This window comes from Serratia marcescens subsp. marcescens ATCC 13880, from assembly GCF_017299535.1.
Classification (GTDB): domain Bacteria; phylum Pseudomonadota; class Gammaproteobacteria; order Enterobacterales; family Enterobacteriaceae; genus Serratia; species Serratia marcescens.
This window is the reverse complement of record NZ_CP071238.1, coordinates 3,343,174-3,358,349: the sequence shown is the minus strand read 5'-3', so window position 1 is coordinate 3,358,349 and position 15,176 is coordinate 3,343,174. Positions and strand designations below refer to the sequence as shown.

At 57.1% G+C, this 15,176-nt stretch carries 14 protein-coding genes and 1 pseudogene; 7 read left to right on the top strand and 8 right to left on the bottom strand.

What is annotated here, in order from left to right:
* Window positions 1-22 precede the first annotated feature (22 nt).
* Both J0F90_RS16070 and J0F90_RS16065 read right to left on the bottom strand, forming a co-directional pair.
* Entirely contained in the window at window positions 23-817 is a 795-nt protein-coding gene (locus tag J0F90_RS16070; protein WP_033639869.1) for a nucleoside/nucleotide kinase family protein, read from the bottom strand.
* 30 nt (window positions 818-847) lie between these two features.
* Window positions 848-1,573: a nucleoside/nucleotide kinase family protein gene (locus J0F90_RS16065; protein WP_033639870.1), complete on the bottom strand. Its 726-nt coding sequence runs from the start codon at window positions 1,571-1,573 to the stop codon at window positions 848-850.
* Window positions 1,574-1,944: 371 nt separating this feature from the next.
* On the opposite strand from J0F90_RS16065, the gene J0F90_RS16060 reads away from it, so the two are divergent.
* Window positions 1,945-2,676: a nucleoside/nucleotide kinase family protein gene (locus J0F90_RS16060; protein WP_015378484.1), complete on the top strand. Its 732-nt coding sequence runs from the start codon at window positions 1,945-1,947 to the stop codon at window positions 2,674-2,676.
* A 70-nt stretch (window positions 2,677-2,746) separates the two neighbouring features.
* Here the strand turns inward: J0F90_RS16060 and spt are convergent, their stop codons facing one another.
* From spt to J0F90_RS16040, 4 genes are read right to left on the bottom strand one after another with little or no spacing between them, the layout of a single operon-like run.
* Window positions 2,747-3,919, bottom strand: a complete 1,173-nt coding sequence (gene spt, locus J0F90_RS16055) for a serine palmitoyltransferase (protein ID WP_033639871.1) — start codon at window positions 3,917-3,919, stop codon at window positions 2,747-2,749.
* Window positions 3,906-4,166, bottom strand: a complete 261-nt coding sequence (locus J0F90_RS16050; RefSeq protein WP_015378483.1) for an acyl carrier protein — start codon at window positions 4,164-4,166, stop codon at window positions 3,906-3,908. Before J0F90_RS16050 ends, spt begins: the two co-directional genes overlap by 14 nt.
* A gap of 31 nt (window positions 4,167-4,197) precedes the next feature.
* Window positions 4,198-5,112 (bottom strand): NAD-dependent epimerase/dehydratase family protein, encoded by a 915-nt coding sequence (locus J0F90_RS16045; RefSeq protein WP_016927029.1) that lies wholly within the window; start codon window positions 5,110-5,112, stop codon window positions 4,198-4,200.
* On the bottom strand, window positions 5,109-6,848 hold the full coding sequence (locus J0F90_RS16040; RefSeq protein ID WP_033639872.1) for a fatty acyl-AMP ligase: 1,740 nt from the start codon (window positions 6,846-6,848) through the stop codon (window positions 5,109-5,111). The genes J0F90_RS16045 and J0F90_RS16040 overlap by 4 nt, the downstream gene beginning before the upstream one ends.
* A gap of 736 nt (window positions 6,849-7,584) precedes the next feature.
* Here J0F90_RS16040 and J0F90_RS16035 point away from each other — a divergent pair.
* The 3 genes from J0F90_RS16035 to psrA all read left to right on the top strand — a co-directional run bounded on the left by J0F90_RS16035 (window position 7,585) and on the right by psrA (window position 10,298).
* Window positions 7,585-8,709 (top strand): hypothetical protein, encoded by a 1,125-nt coding sequence (locus J0F90_RS16035; protein ID WP_016927031.1) that lies wholly within the window; start codon window positions 7,585-7,587, stop codon window positions 8,707-8,709.
* A 219-nt stretch (window positions 8,710-8,928) separates the two neighbouring features.
* Window positions 8,929-9,294 carry a diacylglycerol kinase gene (locus J0F90_RS16030; protein WP_004935528.1) on the top strand — a complete coding sequence of 122 codons (366 nt, stop codon included), beginning with the start codon at window positions 8,929-8,931 and terminating at the stop codon, window positions 9,292-9,294.
* 104 nt (window positions 9,295-9,398) lie between these two features.
* A complete protein-coding gene (psrA, locus tag J0F90_RS16025) occupies window positions 9,399-10,298 on the top strand; it encodes an L-proline-binding transcription factor PsrA (RefSeq protein WP_016927033.1) in 900 nt (299 codons plus the stop codon).
* Here the strand turns inward: psrA and J0F90_RS16020 are convergent.
* Entirely contained in the window at window positions 10,273-11,079 is an 807-nt protein-coding gene (locus tag J0F90_RS16020) for a substrate-binding domain-containing protein (protein WP_033639873.1), read from the bottom strand. The genes psrA and J0F90_RS16020 overlap by 26 nt on opposite strands.
* A 27-nt stretch (window positions 11,080-11,106) precedes the next feature.
* The gene (gene tcuC, locus J0F90_RS16015) at window positions 11,107-12,402 is read right to left on the bottom strand and encodes an MFS transporter (protein WP_033639874.1); all 1,296 of its coding nucleotides are present in this window, start codon (window positions 12,400-12,402) and stop codon (window positions 11,107-11,109) included.
* 438 nt (window positions 12,403-12,840) lie between these two features.
* Between tcuC and J0F90_RS16010 the strand changes: the two are divergent.
* The 3 genes and pseudogenes from J0F90_RS16010 to J0F90_RS16000 all read left to right on the top strand — a co-directional run bounded on the left by J0F90_RS16010 (window position 12,841) and on the right by J0F90_RS16000 (window position 15,133).
* Window positions 12,841-13,193, top strand: a pseudogene (locus J0F90_RS16010) (type II toxin-antitoxin system RelE/ParE family toxin).
* A 4-nt stretch (window positions 13,194-13,197) separates the two neighbouring features.
* Entirely contained in the window at window positions 13,198-13,500 is a 303-nt protein-coding gene (locus J0F90_RS16005) for a helix-turn-helix domain-containing protein (RefSeq protein ID WP_016927038.1), read from the top strand.
* A gap of 424 nt (window positions 13,501-13,924) precedes the next feature.
* Window positions 13,925-15,133 (top strand): aldose 1-epimerase family protein, encoded by a 1,209-nt coding sequence (locus J0F90_RS16000; protein WP_033639875.1) that lies wholly within the window; start codon window positions 13,925-13,927, stop codon window positions 15,131-15,133.
* Window positions 15,134-15,176: the final 43 nt, after the last annotated feature.

Sequence of the window (15,176 nt, the reverse complement as noted above, 5' to 3'; positions counted from 1 at the left end):
CATGCGCTTGCCCTGTATTCGTTTAATAAACCTGAGTTTCTTTACCGGCGTTCTCGCCAGGTTGCCCGAGATCGCTCTGCGGGCGCTTCGCGGGGTTCACCACGGCGGAAATGGCGTTGAGCGCATTGCTCAGCACCTCGTCGTAAGGGGCTCTGGCGTCCAGTTCGATGATGCGCGAGCCGTTGTATTGCAGGCGCACCATGGCGGCGATCTTGTCTTTCAGCTCTTCGTAACTGTGATCGGGCTTGCGGGAAAAGGCCGTATCGACGTCGATATCAAGGCGAATGATCAGCGCCGGCCGATAGACGGCCATGCGTTGATATAAACGGCGTTCGCTCGCCGCCAGGCGGCTCAATAGCCACCCTTTTGCGCGCTCCACGCCGATGCCGGGCCCATCGTAGTAAAAACCTGAGATTTCCGCCTGCGGGTAGCGATCGCTTATCACCAGAACGCCGCTCTGCGCCAGCCGCCGCACCTTGCGCAGGTTGGATGCGCGCCACAGCGAAAAACCGTACATGATCAGCGCCGCCCACAGCGCCGGCGGCCTGTTGCTCATGCGCTGGGTTTTGTCGGATTTCGCCGCCAGGCGCCGTTCCAGCCACACGCCGATGAACGGCAACTTTTTGATTTTGTCACCGTCTTCGCCGGAGATCAGCCCCAAATAGCGCCGCTCCGTGGGGCGATGTTGCTGCAGGTTTTTCACCAGGTCGGCGGTCAGCGTGGACTTGCCCGTGCCGTCGCTGCCCACCACGGCAATCAGCCCGGTGATGCAGACGGGAGAGGTATCCTGTTCGGCGGTGAGTTTATTTTTTTTCATCTGTTTCGGTACGAAAAGGTTATTTGTCGGCTAGGCATTGGCGGCCCTCAGCGATATTTTAACGGCGCGCAGCGATGCGTCGAAAATACGGTCGGCGGGTTCGCGGCCGTCTAAATCCAATATGTTAGCGCCGTTAAACGTCAGGTGCGGGATGACGGCGATCTTTTCACGCAACGCCGCCAGCGAGTGATCGGGTTTGCGTGAATAGGCCGTTTGTTCGTCAATATCCAGCCGAATTAATAATAAGGGCTGATAAGACGCCATCCATTGGTACAGGTTTTGTTCGCGCTTTCTCAACCCGCGGATCCAGCGATTGCCGCCGGCGGTTTTCGCCAACTGCGGGCCATCGAAACGAAACCCCGCCACTTCGGCCTGCGGATAACGATCGGTGATCAGTAATGCGCCGCTGCGGCTTTTCTTCAGCATGCGACGGAATTTATAAACGCGCCAATAGGAGAGTAAAAATATCACCAGCGCCGTGGCATTATCCGGCGGTGTGGAAGGGCGCTCATGCACGCGTTCCGATTTCTTCAGCAAATAACGCCCGAAGGGCGCGCCAATAATCGGCAGCGAACTGATCCATTCGCCGATGCGCCCGGAAGACTGGCCGAGATACAGTAGTTCGGCAGGTTCTTGCGCCGATAACGCGTTGACCAGGCTGGCGGCTAACGTGGATTTTCCCGAGCCGTCACAGCCGGTTATCGCTATTACGCGCACGGGCGAGCGATCAGATGAAGGTCTTATCTGCTGACTCACAATAATTGATCCAATGCGAAAAAAACTATTGTATTCCAATACGCCTTGGGTTCAAGATATTTATTGTGATTTGCTGCGATAAAATAATGAGATCGGCATTCTTCTTCGTTATTTGAATTGATATTCATGGCGCTTGTTCTTGTTATTTTGTGCTAATTGTTCGTGCGTGGGCCGGTTTCGCTTTTTATGTTAATTTTCGGCATGGCTCACGGCGAAAAAAGAGCAGAGGTTTTCAATTTTCGCTTAATGTTTTGTGCTTTTTGGCGCTGCGTATGGCAAATTTTTTTCACGCAGCCGCCGCGGCAATGATAAGCGAACGTTCGCTTCAAATATGGCACGCCGTTTCTGGTGTATTGAAAGAGAGTCTTATTATGAGTGCAAAATTTCCGCCGCTGATTGCGGTTATCGGCAGCGACGGATCGGGTAAGTCCACCGTTTGTGAACATCTGATCGAGTATGTGAAACATTATGGCCCGGCGGTGCAGGTGCATCTGGGCAAACAGGCGGGCAACGTCGGGCGCGCGGCGGCGAAATTGCCGCTGCTCGGGCGCTCGGTGGGCAAGGCTATCGAGAGCAATACCAAAAAGGTCAAAACGAAAAAATCCCGGATTGGCCTGTTGCCGTCGGCGGTGATCATCGCTTTCGTGGGGCGGCGGCTGCTGCGTTTTCGCCGCATGCTGGCGTATCGCCGGCAAGGGTTCATCGTGTTGACCGACCGTTTTCCGCAGGCGCAGATCCCTGGCGCTTACGACGGCACGGTTTTTCCCGTCGACGTTGAAGGCAGCCGTTTCGTCCGTTGGCTGGCGGCGCGTGAACGGGCGGCGTTTCAATGGATGGCGGGACAAAAACCGGATCTGGTGCTCAAGCTGAATGTCAGTCTGGACGTGGCCTGTGCGCGCAAACCCGATCACCGCAAAGCGGCGCTGGAGAAGAAGATCGCCGTCACGCCTTTATTGACGTTCGAAGGCGCCGACATCGTGGATCTCGATGCCGATCGGCCGATCGAGGAGGTGCTTTCGGCGGCGGAAAAAGCCATCGCGGAATTTATGGCGGCGCAGGGGTATCGCTATTCGGCTGATGGGGTATCAACGGCTGCGCACTGAGGCGCGCATCGGTTCGGCAGGGCGGCGAGGCCATTTTCGGCACCGCCGCCGCGGCCGAGAGGGAAAGGCTTTATTTTTTCAGCGCCGCAAAGGCGCGCACGATGGCGTCGATTTCTTCATCGCTGTGCGCGGCATTGACGCTGCAGCGCAGCAGGGTCACGCCCGCCGGCGCGGCCGGTGGCAGCACCAGGTTCACATAGACGCCGTGGGCGATCAGCTCGCGCCAGAAACGCAACCCTTCTTCCTTTGAACCGATCATGACCGGCACCACCGGGCTGATGCGCGGCCCCAGGGTATAGCCCAGCTCGGCGAGGCCGTGGTACAGACGGTGCGCATTGCTCCACAGTTTTTCCCGCAGCTCGGGATGGCGGGCGATTTTTTGCAGCGCCGTACGCACCGAAGCGATGCTGGACGGCGACGGCGAAGCGGTAAAAATATACGGCCGGCTGCTGTAGCGCAGCACGTCCATCCCCTTGCCGCCGACGGCGAAACCGCCGATCGAAGCCAGGCTTTTGCTGAAGGTGCCCAGGATGATATCCACATCTTGCTCGACGCCCAGCGCTTCGGCCAGGCCGCGGCCGCGCTCGCCCATTACGCCGAAGGAGTGCGCTTCGTCCACCAGCAGATACCCGCCCAATCGCCGCTTGATGTCGACGATTTCCACCAGCGGGGCGACGTCGCCCAGCATGCTGTAGATGCCTTCCACGATAATGATCGCCTCGCGGGCGCGTTCGCCCAGGCGCACCATGCGGCGCTCCAGATCGGCGGCGTCATTGTGGCGGAAGCGAATAATTTCCGCGCCGCCGAGGGCGCAGGCGTCGTAAATGCTCGCGTGGCTGTCCGCGTCGATCAGCACCACGGCGCCCGGCCCCGCCAGCGTGCTGATAACGCCCAGGTTGGCGGTATAGCCGGTGGAGAACACAATGGCGCTTGGGCGATCGAAGAATTCCGCCAGCTCCCGTTCCAGCGTCAGGTGCGATCCGTAACTGCCGTTCGCCATGCGCGAGCCGGTGGTGCCGGTGCCGAGCGCGGCCAGAGCCGCCTGGCCGGCGGCGATCGCCTGCGCATCGAACGTCAGGCCAAGGTAATTATTGGTGCCGGCGAGGACAATCTTTTGATCGCCGATGCGCCCCTGGGTGGCGGAATACACTTCGTCGATACAGGTGCCGAACGGATTCAGACCGGACGTTTGAAATTGTTCACGGTCATTGGCGAGCCGCGCAAACTTATCATACAGTCCCATGGTTTTTCTCCAGATAAGGGCGCAGCGCGTCAAGCAGTTGCTCAGGCGTTCTGACATCAAGCAATATATTGATAGGAATGGAGATATCTAATTCATCTTCCAGCATCATCAGCAGATCCAAGACTCTGATGGATTCCAGGCCAAGATCATTGACGAGATCGCTATCAGGTTTGATTTCCACTCCGCCTTCGACGATACCTTGCAAACACGTCAGGATATAATCCATTACAGCATCGCGATTTAGCATAAGAACGTTGACACACCTCTACTTGGAATAATTAAAACAGCCCTTCACGCAGCGCGCGTTCCAAACTCACCTGTGGAAACCAATTAATCTGTTGCGACAGCGCCTGATTATTGGCGGACCAGTCGCGATGCGTTAATTCGCGTATTTTGCTGCGCGTCAGCATCGGCTCTTGTTTTACCAGGCGGTTCCACAACACGCTGATATCCGCCAGGGCTTTCAGCAGCGGCAGCGGAATGCCCACCAGACGCACCGGCCCGTGACGCACGGCGGCGCCGATGTCCCGCAGGCGCAGCCAGTTATAGCCTTCGGCCACGCCGTCGCACAGTTCGTAAATATTCGGCTGCGCGGGTTCGGTCTGCACCCATTGACTGACCGCCTTTGCCAAATCGCTCACGTGCAGAAAAGAGAGCCTGGCGTCAGGCGCGCCCAGCCGGGGCAGCACGCCGCGCAGCAGGCCGTTGAACAGCGGTTTCAGCTCTTTATCGCCGGGCCCGTAAACCGCCGTCGGGCGGAAAATCCCCAGCGCGATATCGCCCGTGGCGGCGATGAGTTGCTGCTCGGCGGCCTGTTTTGAATGGGCGTACCAGGACAGCGCCGGATGGCGGGCCGCCAGCGACGACATGAACAAGAAGCGATTGCAGCGGCCGTTCTGTTTGGCCGCCTGCATCAAATTCAGGCTGCCGGTGACGTTGCAGCGGGTGAACACCGCTTCCGCATGCCCGCGCACCTGGCCCGCACAATGCACGACGCACTCCGCGCCGCGCACCAGTTCGGTGAGCGAGGGCCGATCTTCCAGCGCGCCGGGGATCCACTGCAGGTTGTCTACGGCGGCTTTTCCGGCTTGCCGCGTCAGGGCGCGCACGCTAAACCCTTGCGCCAGCAGTTCCTGGACGATATGCCGGCCGATAAAGCCGGTCGCGCCCGTCACTGCCACGGTGCCGCTCATTGCGCGAAACCGGCCAGCTGCGGCATTTGCGGGTAGAGCGAAGCGCTTAGCCAGCGTTTCTTGGCCTCCGCGCGCGCGGGTTTGCCCGACGACGTGCGGGGAATGCTGTGCGGCGGCAGCAGCTCGATGTCCACCGCGATGCCGAACTCGCTTTGAATGCGCGCGCTCAGCGAATGCACGATTTGTTCACGGCGCTCTTCCGAACTGACTCGGCACTGGATCTGCAAAATGATCCTGGCCGCTTCGTCGTGTTCTTCGGTCACGAAGGCAATCGCATCGCCGGAACGGATTTCCGGTTCGGATTCCGCGACGTACTCAATATCCTGCGGCCAGATATTGCGGCCGCGAATGATGATCAAATCCTTCTTGCGGCCGGTGACGTACAGATAGCCGTCCAGCAGATAGCCGAGATCGCCGGTGTCCATCCAGCCGGTCACCTGGATCTGCTGCTGGGATTCATCGTCGCAGAAATAGCCGTTCATCAGGCTGGGGCCGGATATCGTGATATGGCCGACCTGGCGCTCCGGCAGCGGTTGCCCGGTTTCGCTGCGGATCTCGATGCGATGGCCGGGCAGCGCACGGCCGCAGTTGACGAAGGTCGAGACGGCGCGGGTCTTCTTGCCCGGCGCGACCGCTTTACCCTCGTACTCCAAAATATCGCGGTCGACCGCGTTGGTTTGCGGGCCGGAGCTGGGGTCGGAAAAACTCACCGCCAGGGTGTTCTCGGCCAGGCCGTAGCACGGCATGAAGGCTTTGCTGTCGAAGTTGATGCTGCTGAAGTGTTCGCCAAACTGGGCGAGCAGCTCGGCCGGGATCGGCTCGGCGCCCACGCCCGCAACCCGCCAGCTGGAAAGATCCAGATCGGCCAGCTCTTTGGCGTTGCTGCGGCGCAGACACAGATCGTAGCCGAACGGCGGGGCGACGGACACCGTGCCGCGATTCTTGGCGATCAGTTTCAGCCACTGCATCGGGCGCATAGCGAAATCTTGCGTGCGCAGGTAGTCGACGGACAGCTGGGTCGCCACCGGCGTAAGCAGGAAACCGACCAGGCCCATATCGTGATAGAAGGGCAGCCACGAAACGCAGCGGTCGCCGGCGCGCAACTTGATCCCGTCGCGACTGATCGCGTTCAGGTTCGCCATGGCCGCCCGCTGGGTAATGATCACGCCGCGCGGAAAACGGGTGCTGCCCGAGGTGTATTGGAGATAGGCGATATCGTCGGGCGAAGGCGCCGGCAACGCGATCTCCGGCTCTGGCAAGGCGTTAAAGTCCGCGTCGCTGAGGATGTGCATCGCCGACGAGTTTTCCGTGGCCGACGCGATGAGCGGTGTCCACTCTTCGCTGCTGACGATCGCCGCGGGGTTGCAGCTGGCGATCAGCCCTTTCAGTTTGGCGGTGTAGGAGTCGCGCTGGCCAACGCCCATCGGGATCGCCAACGGCACCGCCACCAGGCCGGCATATTGGCAAGCGAAAAAGGCTTCGACGAAGCCCGGGCTGGTTTCGGCGATAAGCGCCACGCGATCGCCTTTCTTGAGCTTCAGGGACAATAAACGCCGCGCGCCCGCGATCGCTTTTTGCTGCAGCGTGCGATAGTCGAGAACGGTCACGAGTTGATTGCGACGGTCGTAAAAATTCATTCCCGTATTACCGAGTGCCGCGTAATCCAACGCGTCCACTAACGTGGGGAAGTCCGCATAGCGCATGGGAAGAGAATGAACGGAACTTGTTTCAGACATAGACAAACTTAGCCATAGATTAAAAATCACCAAAAGAGAAATCACTCTTGGCGAGGTAATTGATGTTTTACTATGAATAGGTTTTGAATAAGTTTGTTATTCAACCATCTTCATTCCGCGAACAGCGTATATTGCCGTGCTCGAGCGGCATGCCGGTTATTAACCGGGCAGAACGTAAGTAGCCCGAGTCATCAGCCTTGAGCGGCACCCTGGCGAGATATGAGAGACTATTGTAATATCCGGACTTCGCCGTTCTTTAGTCTGCATCTGTCGGGCAGGAAATAACTGTCGGCTCATAGGTTATGACCTCATGCATGGCTATCTTGGAACTTAAACACTTCCTAAACAGTATGCCGCAAGAAATTCAAAAGTGAACGATTCATTTAAGGCTAATCTTAAAAATAGCATTAAGTGGTAAAAATGGCGGCGCACCTCCTGATTAAAGTCGGTACACTAAAAGCGGCGAGTTTCTTTTACCATAACAGCACGAAATAATAAAAGAGCACTATTAGCGTAGCCTGGCTGCGCCGCTTTCTGTTTCCTTTTTTTATCAATTATGGACATCACAGGGTGAATGTCAGGCAACACGTTGCTGATTCGCCGAGGGGGAATATTCGGTTTTTCTTATCAGTGAGCCGGAGGTAATACACAATTCAATAAAAGGCAACAGCATAAAAAATGCTAAAGGCGTTGTCGCGTGCTTATTTAATTATTTTATTAAAACGTAAGGCTATTTATGATCCGTATTGAGAAAGTTCTGGATAAACGCGAACTTAAAGAATTTATTGCTTTCCCCTCGCAACTGTTTCGCGATGATCCGAACTGGATTGAGCCGCTGCATGTAGAGCGCGAAGAGCACCTGTCAAAGAAAAATCCCGGAACCGACCATATTGAATGGCAGGCATGGGTGGCCAAAAAACAGGGCAAAGTGGTTGGGCGTATCACTGCGCAAATCGATTCTCTGCACCGGGAGCTGCATGGCGAGGATACCGGCCACTTCGGCATGATTGACGCCGTTGACGATCCCGCCGTGTTCAGCACCTTATTCACGGTAGCGGAGGAGTGGCTGAGGTCGAAAGGCGCGCGTAAAATCACCGGGCCATTCAGCCTTAATATCAATCAGGAAAGCGGCCTGTTGGTCGAAGGGTTCGATACCCCGCCTTCCGCCCTGATGACGCACGCGAAACCCTACTACGCGGCCCAGATAGCGCAGCAGGGCTACAGCGAGGGGATTGATTTGCTGGCCTATTGGATGAAAAGAACCGACCTGCATTTTTCGCCGTCATTAACCCGGATGATGGATCAGGTGCGTAAAAAGGTGACCGTCCGCCGTCTCAATCGCAAGCGCTTTCGCGAGGAGATGCAGGTGCTGCGCGAGGTGTTCAACTCCGGATGGCAACATAACTGGGGGTTTGTCCCGTTCACCGAACATGAGTTCGCCACCATGGGGGATCAGCTGAAGTTCCTGGTGCCCGACGATATGATCCATATCGCCGAGGTGGATGGCGCGCCCTGCGCCTTTATCGTCGGCCTGCCGAACATTAACGAAGCGATTGCCGATCTGCAGGGGCGCTTATTGCCGTTCGGCTGGGCGAAGCTATTGTGGCGCCTGAAAGTCAGCGGCGTGCGCACCGCGCGCGTGCCGTTGATGGGCGTACGCCAGGAATATCAATTCAGCCGCATCGGGCCCATTATTGCGCTGCTGCTGATTGAGGCGCTGCGCGAGCCTTTCGCGAAGCGCAATATCGACGCGCTGGAAATGTCGTGGATCCTGGAAACCAATACCGGCATGCGGACGATTTTAGAACGCATCGGCGCGGTGCCGTACAAGCGCTACCGCTTGTACGAGAAAACGCTTTAAGCGGCTGATATCGCGTCCTCTTTTTACGCTCCCAGAATAATAACCGCGCCAGGGCATTTTCGGGCGGTGCCGTTTCAGGAGCAGGGTGACGGCGAGTGAGCGAATGCATCGTCTCCGGAAAGAGAACGGTTAAGGTTTTTAATTAATAAACTCAAGATAAATTCACGCTGCGTGATTTATTTGCGAGTGACTGTCGCAGTTTTGACGAGAGCTGATTGTATGCCTGTGGAAAAGAAAAAAGGAATAAGCCGATTAACCTACAGCATTAGGAATTCCTGGGCCGGGTTTATTGATGCCGTGCTTACCGAAGATGCGTTCCGCCAATTATTGGTTATTAATGCTATCTTACTGGTTGTTACATTTGGTTTAGATATTACAAATATAGAAAGGCTGTTATTAATCACCTGCAGTTTTCTGCTATTGGTGGTTGAGCTGCTTAATACGGCGATTGAAACCGTGGTCGATCGCATTTCGCTGGAATTGCATCCGTTATCCAAACGCGCCAAAGATTTGGGCGGCGCAGCGCAGCTGGTAGCCGTGGTGATGACTATCATTATTTGGGGAATGGTGCTGCTGGGGCGATAGGGGCCTTGGTGGTTCAACCACCAAAGCCGGTGAGCGTGGCGATATAAGCGGTTATCATCGTTGGTTTGCGTCTTATGCCATTTCAGCAAGGAGAGTTGGCCGTTATGCCCGTAAATTTTGATCTCAACGATCTCTATGCGTTTCGCGCGCTGGTGGAGTACGGCAATTTTCGGCTGGCCGCAGAGTCTATCTGCTTGTCGCAGTCGGCATTGAGCCGCAGGATTGAGAAACTGGAAAACGCGCTGGGCATCAAACTGTTTGATCGCACCACCCGGCGCGTGACCTTGACGCTGTACGGGCAGGCCTTTGCCGAACGTTCGGAGCAGTTGCTGATGAACGTCGAAGCGGTGATGGCCGATATCGATAAGGTCAGTCAAGAGCGGGTGGGGCTGGTTACCGTCGCCACGGTGCCCTCGGCGGCCTACTATTTCATGCCCGACGTGATACGGCGTTTCCGGCTGCGCTATCCGCGCGTGCGCGTCAAGCTGATCGACGGCAGCGCAGGCAATGTGATTGAGGCGGTCACCGGCGGCCAGGCCGATTTCGGCATCTGCTTTGCCGGGCGGCTGCAGCCTAATCTTGAATTTGTGCCGCTGGTGGGGGACGTCTACGTGGCCGCCTGCCGACGTGACCATCCGCTCGCCGGTAAAAAGAGCCTCACCTGGCGGGAATTTTATCAGCAGGATTACGTCTCGCTGGATAAAACCTCCGGCAATCGCAATCTGCTCGATCAGCGCCTGGAACACCTCGTGCCGGAACGCTCCAGCGTGTGTGAAACTCGCCATGTGACAACCATGCTGGGCATGGTTGAGGCGGGCATCGGCATTGCCGCCGTGCCCGCCATGTCGATGCCCGCTTCAGAACATTCGGTGTTGACGTCGGTGTCGCTGGTTGATCCGGTGGTGAAACGCACCGTCGGTCTGATCCGGCGCCGCGGCCGCATGCAGTCTTTCGTCGCCGCCGAGCTGGAAAAGCTGATTACTGAACAGTATCACTCTGCCTGACCGGCTGCTGCGCCGGCACGGTTCGCATGCCGGTCGCGCGAATGGTCGGCTGCGCCTGAGAGGAGGCGAGGAAGTTCAGCAGCGCTTTGCCTTCGCGGCGGTGCTCCGCCTTGGCGGTCACCGCGCCGGCGAAGCGGGTGATGTACTGCACGTTTTCCGGCAGCTCGCCGATAAAGGTGACGCCCGCCACGGGCAGCAATTCGCTGACCTGCTGGAAGCCCAGCGCGTATTTCCCCTGCGCCACTTCAGAGGCCACCGGAATGCGCTCAACCTTATGCGCTTTCCCTTTCACCTGTTCCTCGATGCCGAGCTTTTTGAACAGTTGGCCGCTGACATAGCGGCCGCTGGCGCTGTCGGAATAGGCGAAAGAGTCAGCTTGCAGCAAGACATTGCGCAGCTCGGCATCCGTTTTTATCGCCGGTTTGGGCGCGCCCTGTTTCACCACCATGCCGATCGGCGAGTCGGCCAGCTCTACGCGCGAACCCGGCTGGATCCAGCCGCCTTTGTCCAGTTGGGCCAGCGCGTCGCCCACCATGATTACCACATCGGCTTGCTCTCCACGCGCCAGCCGCGCGGGGATCGCCTGCGGCGTTTTGCCCATCGAGGAGCCGGACACCAGAATGATTTTATCGCCGCTTTGAGCTTCATATTCCGGAGCCAGTTTTTCCAGCGCGGCTTTGAAGCCGCCTGAGATCATCACGGTCACGTCTTTGGCCAGCGCCGCCGTACTGCAGGAGGCGCACACCAGCGCGGCGAGGATCGAACGAGTGAGTTTCTGCATGACATGATTCCCTGTTGCGATTGCGGGTTAGCGTGCGGTTTGCAGCGGCATGGCGATGCGGCGATACAGATACAGCGTCGCCAGCAGGGCGCACAGCGCGGCGAAGCTCATCCAATAGCCCGGTGAAGCCTTATCGCCGGTGTATTCGATCAGGGCGGTGGAGATCACCGGCGTAAAGCCGCCGAACACCGCCGTCGCCAGGCTGTAGGCCAGCGAGAACCCGGCCACTCGCACTTCCGTTGGCATGATCTCCGTCAGGGCCGGGATCATGGCGCCGTTATAGAGGCCGTAAATGAAGGACAGCCACAGCAGCACGGCCAGCATCATGCCGAAGCTGGGGGCGGCGGCGAGCAGGCTCAGCGCCGGGTAAGCGGTGGCCAACGTCAGCAGCGTCATGGCGACCAGCACCGGTTTGCGGCCGAAACGGTCCGACAGCGCGCCGCCGATGGGCAGCCAGATGAAGTTGGAGATCGCCACCAGCAGGGTGACCAGCAAGCTGTCGGAAGCGCTGAGCAGCAGCACCTTTTTGCCGAAGGTCGGCGCATAGACGGTGATCAGGTAAAACGCGGTGGTGGTCATGGCGACCATCAACATGCCGGCGATCACCACCGGCCAGTTTTTCAGCAGGGTTTTAAACACGTCGCGCATCGCCAGGTGGTGGCGGCGAGCGGTAAATTCCTGCGTTTCTTCCAGCTTGCGGCGCAGGAGGAAGATGAAGGGAACGATCAGGCAGCCGAACAGGAAAGGCAGGCGCCAGCCCCATTCGCGAATGGCGCTTTCTTCCAGCGCCGCATTGAGCGCGAAGCCCATGGCCGCCGCCACCATAATCGCCACCTGCTGGCTGCCGGACTGCCAACTGGTGTAGAAGCCTTTACGGCCCGGCGTGGCGATTTCGGCCAGATAGACGGATACGCCGCCCAGCTCCGCGCCCGCCGAGAAGCCTTGCAACAGGCGCCCGCACAGCACCAGCAGCGGCGCCCAAAGCCCGATGCTGTGGTAAGAGGGGATCAGCACGATCAGGAAGGTGCCTGCGGCCATGATCGACAGGGTCACGATCAGCCCTTTGCGGCGGCCGACTTTATCGATGTAAGCGCCCAGCACGATGGCGCCGATCGGGCGCATCAAAAAGCCCGCGCCGAACACCGCAAAGGTCATCATCAGTGAGGCGAACTCGCTGCTGGCCGGAAAAAAGGTGTGTGCGATGTAGGTGGCGTAAAAGCCGAACAGGAAAAAATCGAACTGCTCTAAAAAGTTGCCGGAGGTGACGCGCAATATCGCGCCGGCTCTGGCCCGGGGAGTCATGGGTGAGGTAGAGGAATGCATCTTTATCTCCAGTTTGTTATTGGCGCCTGACGCCGCGCCTGTTGCTGAAGACTCGCTCAGGAAAATAAAGTAAATAAGCGCAATAAACGCATGGCGCGATGCGTTTGGCGCATCAATCGGCGTTAACAATGTTGCCTAACCCGATGTAACGTGGCGTTAACAAGTTTGCCGCTCACCGCCCGCTGCGTAGAACGTCGAAAACGTTATGCGCTTTTTGTGACAGGGTTCATAAAGGGGCGGCGGGGAAACGTTCCGTGCCTCTGAACGATTGTTCGACACCGCGCCTAAAAAGCTGAATGCCTCGCACTGCGTTTGCAAAATGCGTGGATGTACGTTCAGCCTTGCAGTATCCACGTATGCCTTTGCATGTTATCCCTGCGCCTCTCTGCTATAGCTTTACATCTATATAGTTGCTGATCTATATTTTAGGGCGGTCCCGTGTGGGAAATTAAAACAACGGATGCATTTGATCATTGGTTCAGATCACTTAGCGATGCCGATCGGGCCGGCGTACTTGCCGCATTGATGGTCCTGCGGGAAAAGGGGCCGGGGCTGCCCAGACCCTATGCCGATACGGTTAAAGGCTCACGTTACAGCAATATGAAAGAGTTGCGCATTCAGTGCCGAGGCGAACCGTTGCGGGCATTCTTCGCTTTCGATCCGTACCGTATTGGCATTGTGCTTTGCGCGGGCAATAAAGCCGGTAATGAAAGCGTTTTTACGATGGGATGATCCAGGTTGCCGATCGGGAATTCACGAACTGGCTGAACACATTAAACGAGAAGGAGTGACGCGATGGGCAGAACGTTGGAACAGCTTATTGCGGATGAAAAGCCCGAGGTCGTGGCCAAAGCGCAGGCGCTGGCGGCGGACATCATGCTGAACATTCACCTTGCCGAGCTGCGTGAAAAAGTACAGAAAACGCAGGTTGAAATGGCGCAGGCGCTGGGGATTAGGCAGCCGACCGTTGCCGTGATGGAAAAACCGGGCCGCGATCTGAAACTGTCTTCGCTTAAACGCTATGTTGAGGCGGCCGGCGGCAAACTGCGCCTGGACATTGAACTGCCGGACGGCTCTCACTACGAGTTTGTGCTGTAAGCGCTAACGGCAGAAAGGCACAAAGCTCGCTCAGATTCCCCGGAGCGGGCTTTGTGCACCAGGGCTCCTTTGACACAAGCAGGCGGCCGTAAAAGCAAAGAGGCGCAAGACGGGCAGGCTGTCTGAGCGCTTTCGTTTGGGCCGGATAGCGTTAAACAAGCCACCCGCACTCCCTTCACGATGTCTTGCTTGCCCGGAGCCGTCTCCTTGTCTTTTAGCTGAAACGATACAAATTATGTTGATAGGTAGCTCATTTTTCGTGCAAAAACTCAACGTCTTTCATTAAAACTGGGATGAAATTCGTATTTTTATCGCGCTATTTCTTCAAATACTCACCCGGTGAAGCTCATCACATTTCTTTAACCTGCTTAACAGTAGATTTTCCTTGTTTATAAAAAATCGATTCAGCTAAAGGGGAAGGGAAATGAAAAAGACATGGGTGATGGCGGTGTTTTCGGCCCTGATTTCAGGGCAGGCGGCGGCGCAGAGTTGGGTGCTGACCAGCGCTGAAGATGGCGTGGAGAAAGGAAACTGGAAGATTTCGAGCGAAGCGCTGAAGGTGAAGGATAAAACGTTCAGCATTGAGCAGAAGGTGTTGCACGGCGGTAAGCAAGAAGGCAGCAAAGTCGTGATTATCCGCAGCGAGGATGGCCTGACCATCACGCTGAGCCCCACCCGCGGCATGAACCTCCTGCGGGCAGAAGGATTTGGCGCGAAAATGGGATGGGATTCCCCGGTCAAAGAGGTGGTCAACCCCGCCTTTATCAACCTGGAAAGCCGCAATGGGCTCGGCTGGCTGGAAGGTTTCAATGAGATGATGGTGCGTTGTGGCTATGAGTGGACCGGTCATCCAGTGACCGAAGGAGGGCAAATTTACACGTTGCACGGCAAAGCGGGCAATACGCCGGCCTCGCGGGTTGAGGTTGAGGTCGCGGATACGGCGCCGTATGAAATTCGTGTTCGCGGCCTGATCAAAGAGAGCACATTCAAAAAAGCCGATCTGCAAACCCTGACCGAATTGCGCTATGTGCCCGGCAGCAACAGTTTCCGCCTGCATGATGTGTTAACCAACCGGGCGGATTATCCCCATGATTACCAGATTATTTATCACAGCAATTTCGGCGCGCCGATTCTGGAAAATGGCGCCCGCTTCCTGGCGCCGATGGCCAGCATCAGCCCGTTTAACGACTATGCCAAAGCCGGGCTGAAGACCTGGGCAACCTATGCCGGTCCAACCAAAGGGTTCGATGAAATGGTCTTTAACATTAAGCCATTATCGGATCCGAATCATCAGGCACTGGCGGCGCTGGTCAATAACGCGGGCGACAAAGGGGTGGCGATTCAGTTCGATACCCGCCAGTTGCCCGTCCTGACGCTGTGGAAGAATACCGATACGTTAAAACAGGGGTATGTAACGGGGATTGAGCCGGGCACCAGCTATGCCTACCCGGTCACTGTCGAGCGCGAACAAAAACGCGTTAAGCAGTTGCAGCCTGGCGCCAGTGCGCAGTTTGATCTGACCTATACCTTGCTGCACAGCAAAGCGCAGGTGACGGATCTGGCGCAGAAGATTGCGGATATTCAGGGCAAGGTAAAAATTGATGAGAATGACGCGCCGATAGCCACAGAGTAACGCTGCCTGTCGATGCATTTAGCGTTAAAGCAAAAAGCCCGCT

Coding starts and splice junctions, on each gene's coding strand:
- tcuC (WP_033639874.1), bottom strand. CDS start 12,402: ATGCATTCCTCTACCTCACCCATGACTCCCCGGGCCAGAGCCGGCGCG.
- J0F90_RS16035 (WP_016927031.1), top strand. CDS start 7,585: ATGATCCGTATTGAGAAAGTTCTGGATAAACGCGAACTTAAAGAATTT.
- psrA (WP_016927033.1), top strand. CDS start 9,399: ATGCCCGTAAATTTTGATCTCAACGATCTCTATGCGTTTCGCGCGCTG.
- J0F90_RS16070 (WP_033639869.1), bottom strand. CDS start 817: ATGAAAAAAAATAAACTCACCGCCGAACAGGATACCTCTCCCGTCTGC.
- J0F90_RS16020 (WP_033639873.1), bottom strand. CDS start 11,079: ATGCAGAAACTCACTCGTTCGATCCTCGCCGCGCTGGTGTGCGCCTCC.
- J0F90_RS16060 (WP_015378484.1), top strand. CDS start 1,945: ATGAGTGCAAAATTTCCGCCGCTGATTGCGGTTATCGGCAGCGACGGA.
- spt (WP_033639871.1), bottom strand. CDS start 3,919: ATGGGACTGTATGATAAGTTTGCGCGGCTCGCCAATGACCGTGAACAA.
- J0F90_RS16030 (WP_004935528.1), top strand. CDS start 8,929: ATGCCTGTGGAAAAGAAAAAAGGAATAAGCCGATTAACCTACAGCATT.
- J0F90_RS16005 (WP_016927038.1), top strand. CDS start 13,198: ATGGGCAGAACGTTGGAACAGCTTATTGCGGATGAAAAGCCCGAGGTC.
- J0F90_RS16050 (WP_015378483.1), bottom strand. CDS start 4,166: ATGCTAAATCGCGATGCTGTAATGGATTATATCCTGACGTGTTTGCAA.
- J0F90_RS16040 (WP_033639872.1), bottom strand. CDS start 6,848: ATGTCTGAAACAAGTTCCGTTCATTCTCTTCCCATGCGCTATGCGGAC.
- J0F90_RS16045 (WP_016927029.1), bottom strand. CDS start 5,112: ATGAGCGGCACCGTGGCAGTGACGGGCGCGACCGGCTTTATCGGCCGG.
- J0F90_RS16000 (WP_033639875.1), top strand. CDS start 13,925: ATGAAAAAGACATGGGTGATGGCGGTGTTTTCGGCCCTGATTTCAGGG.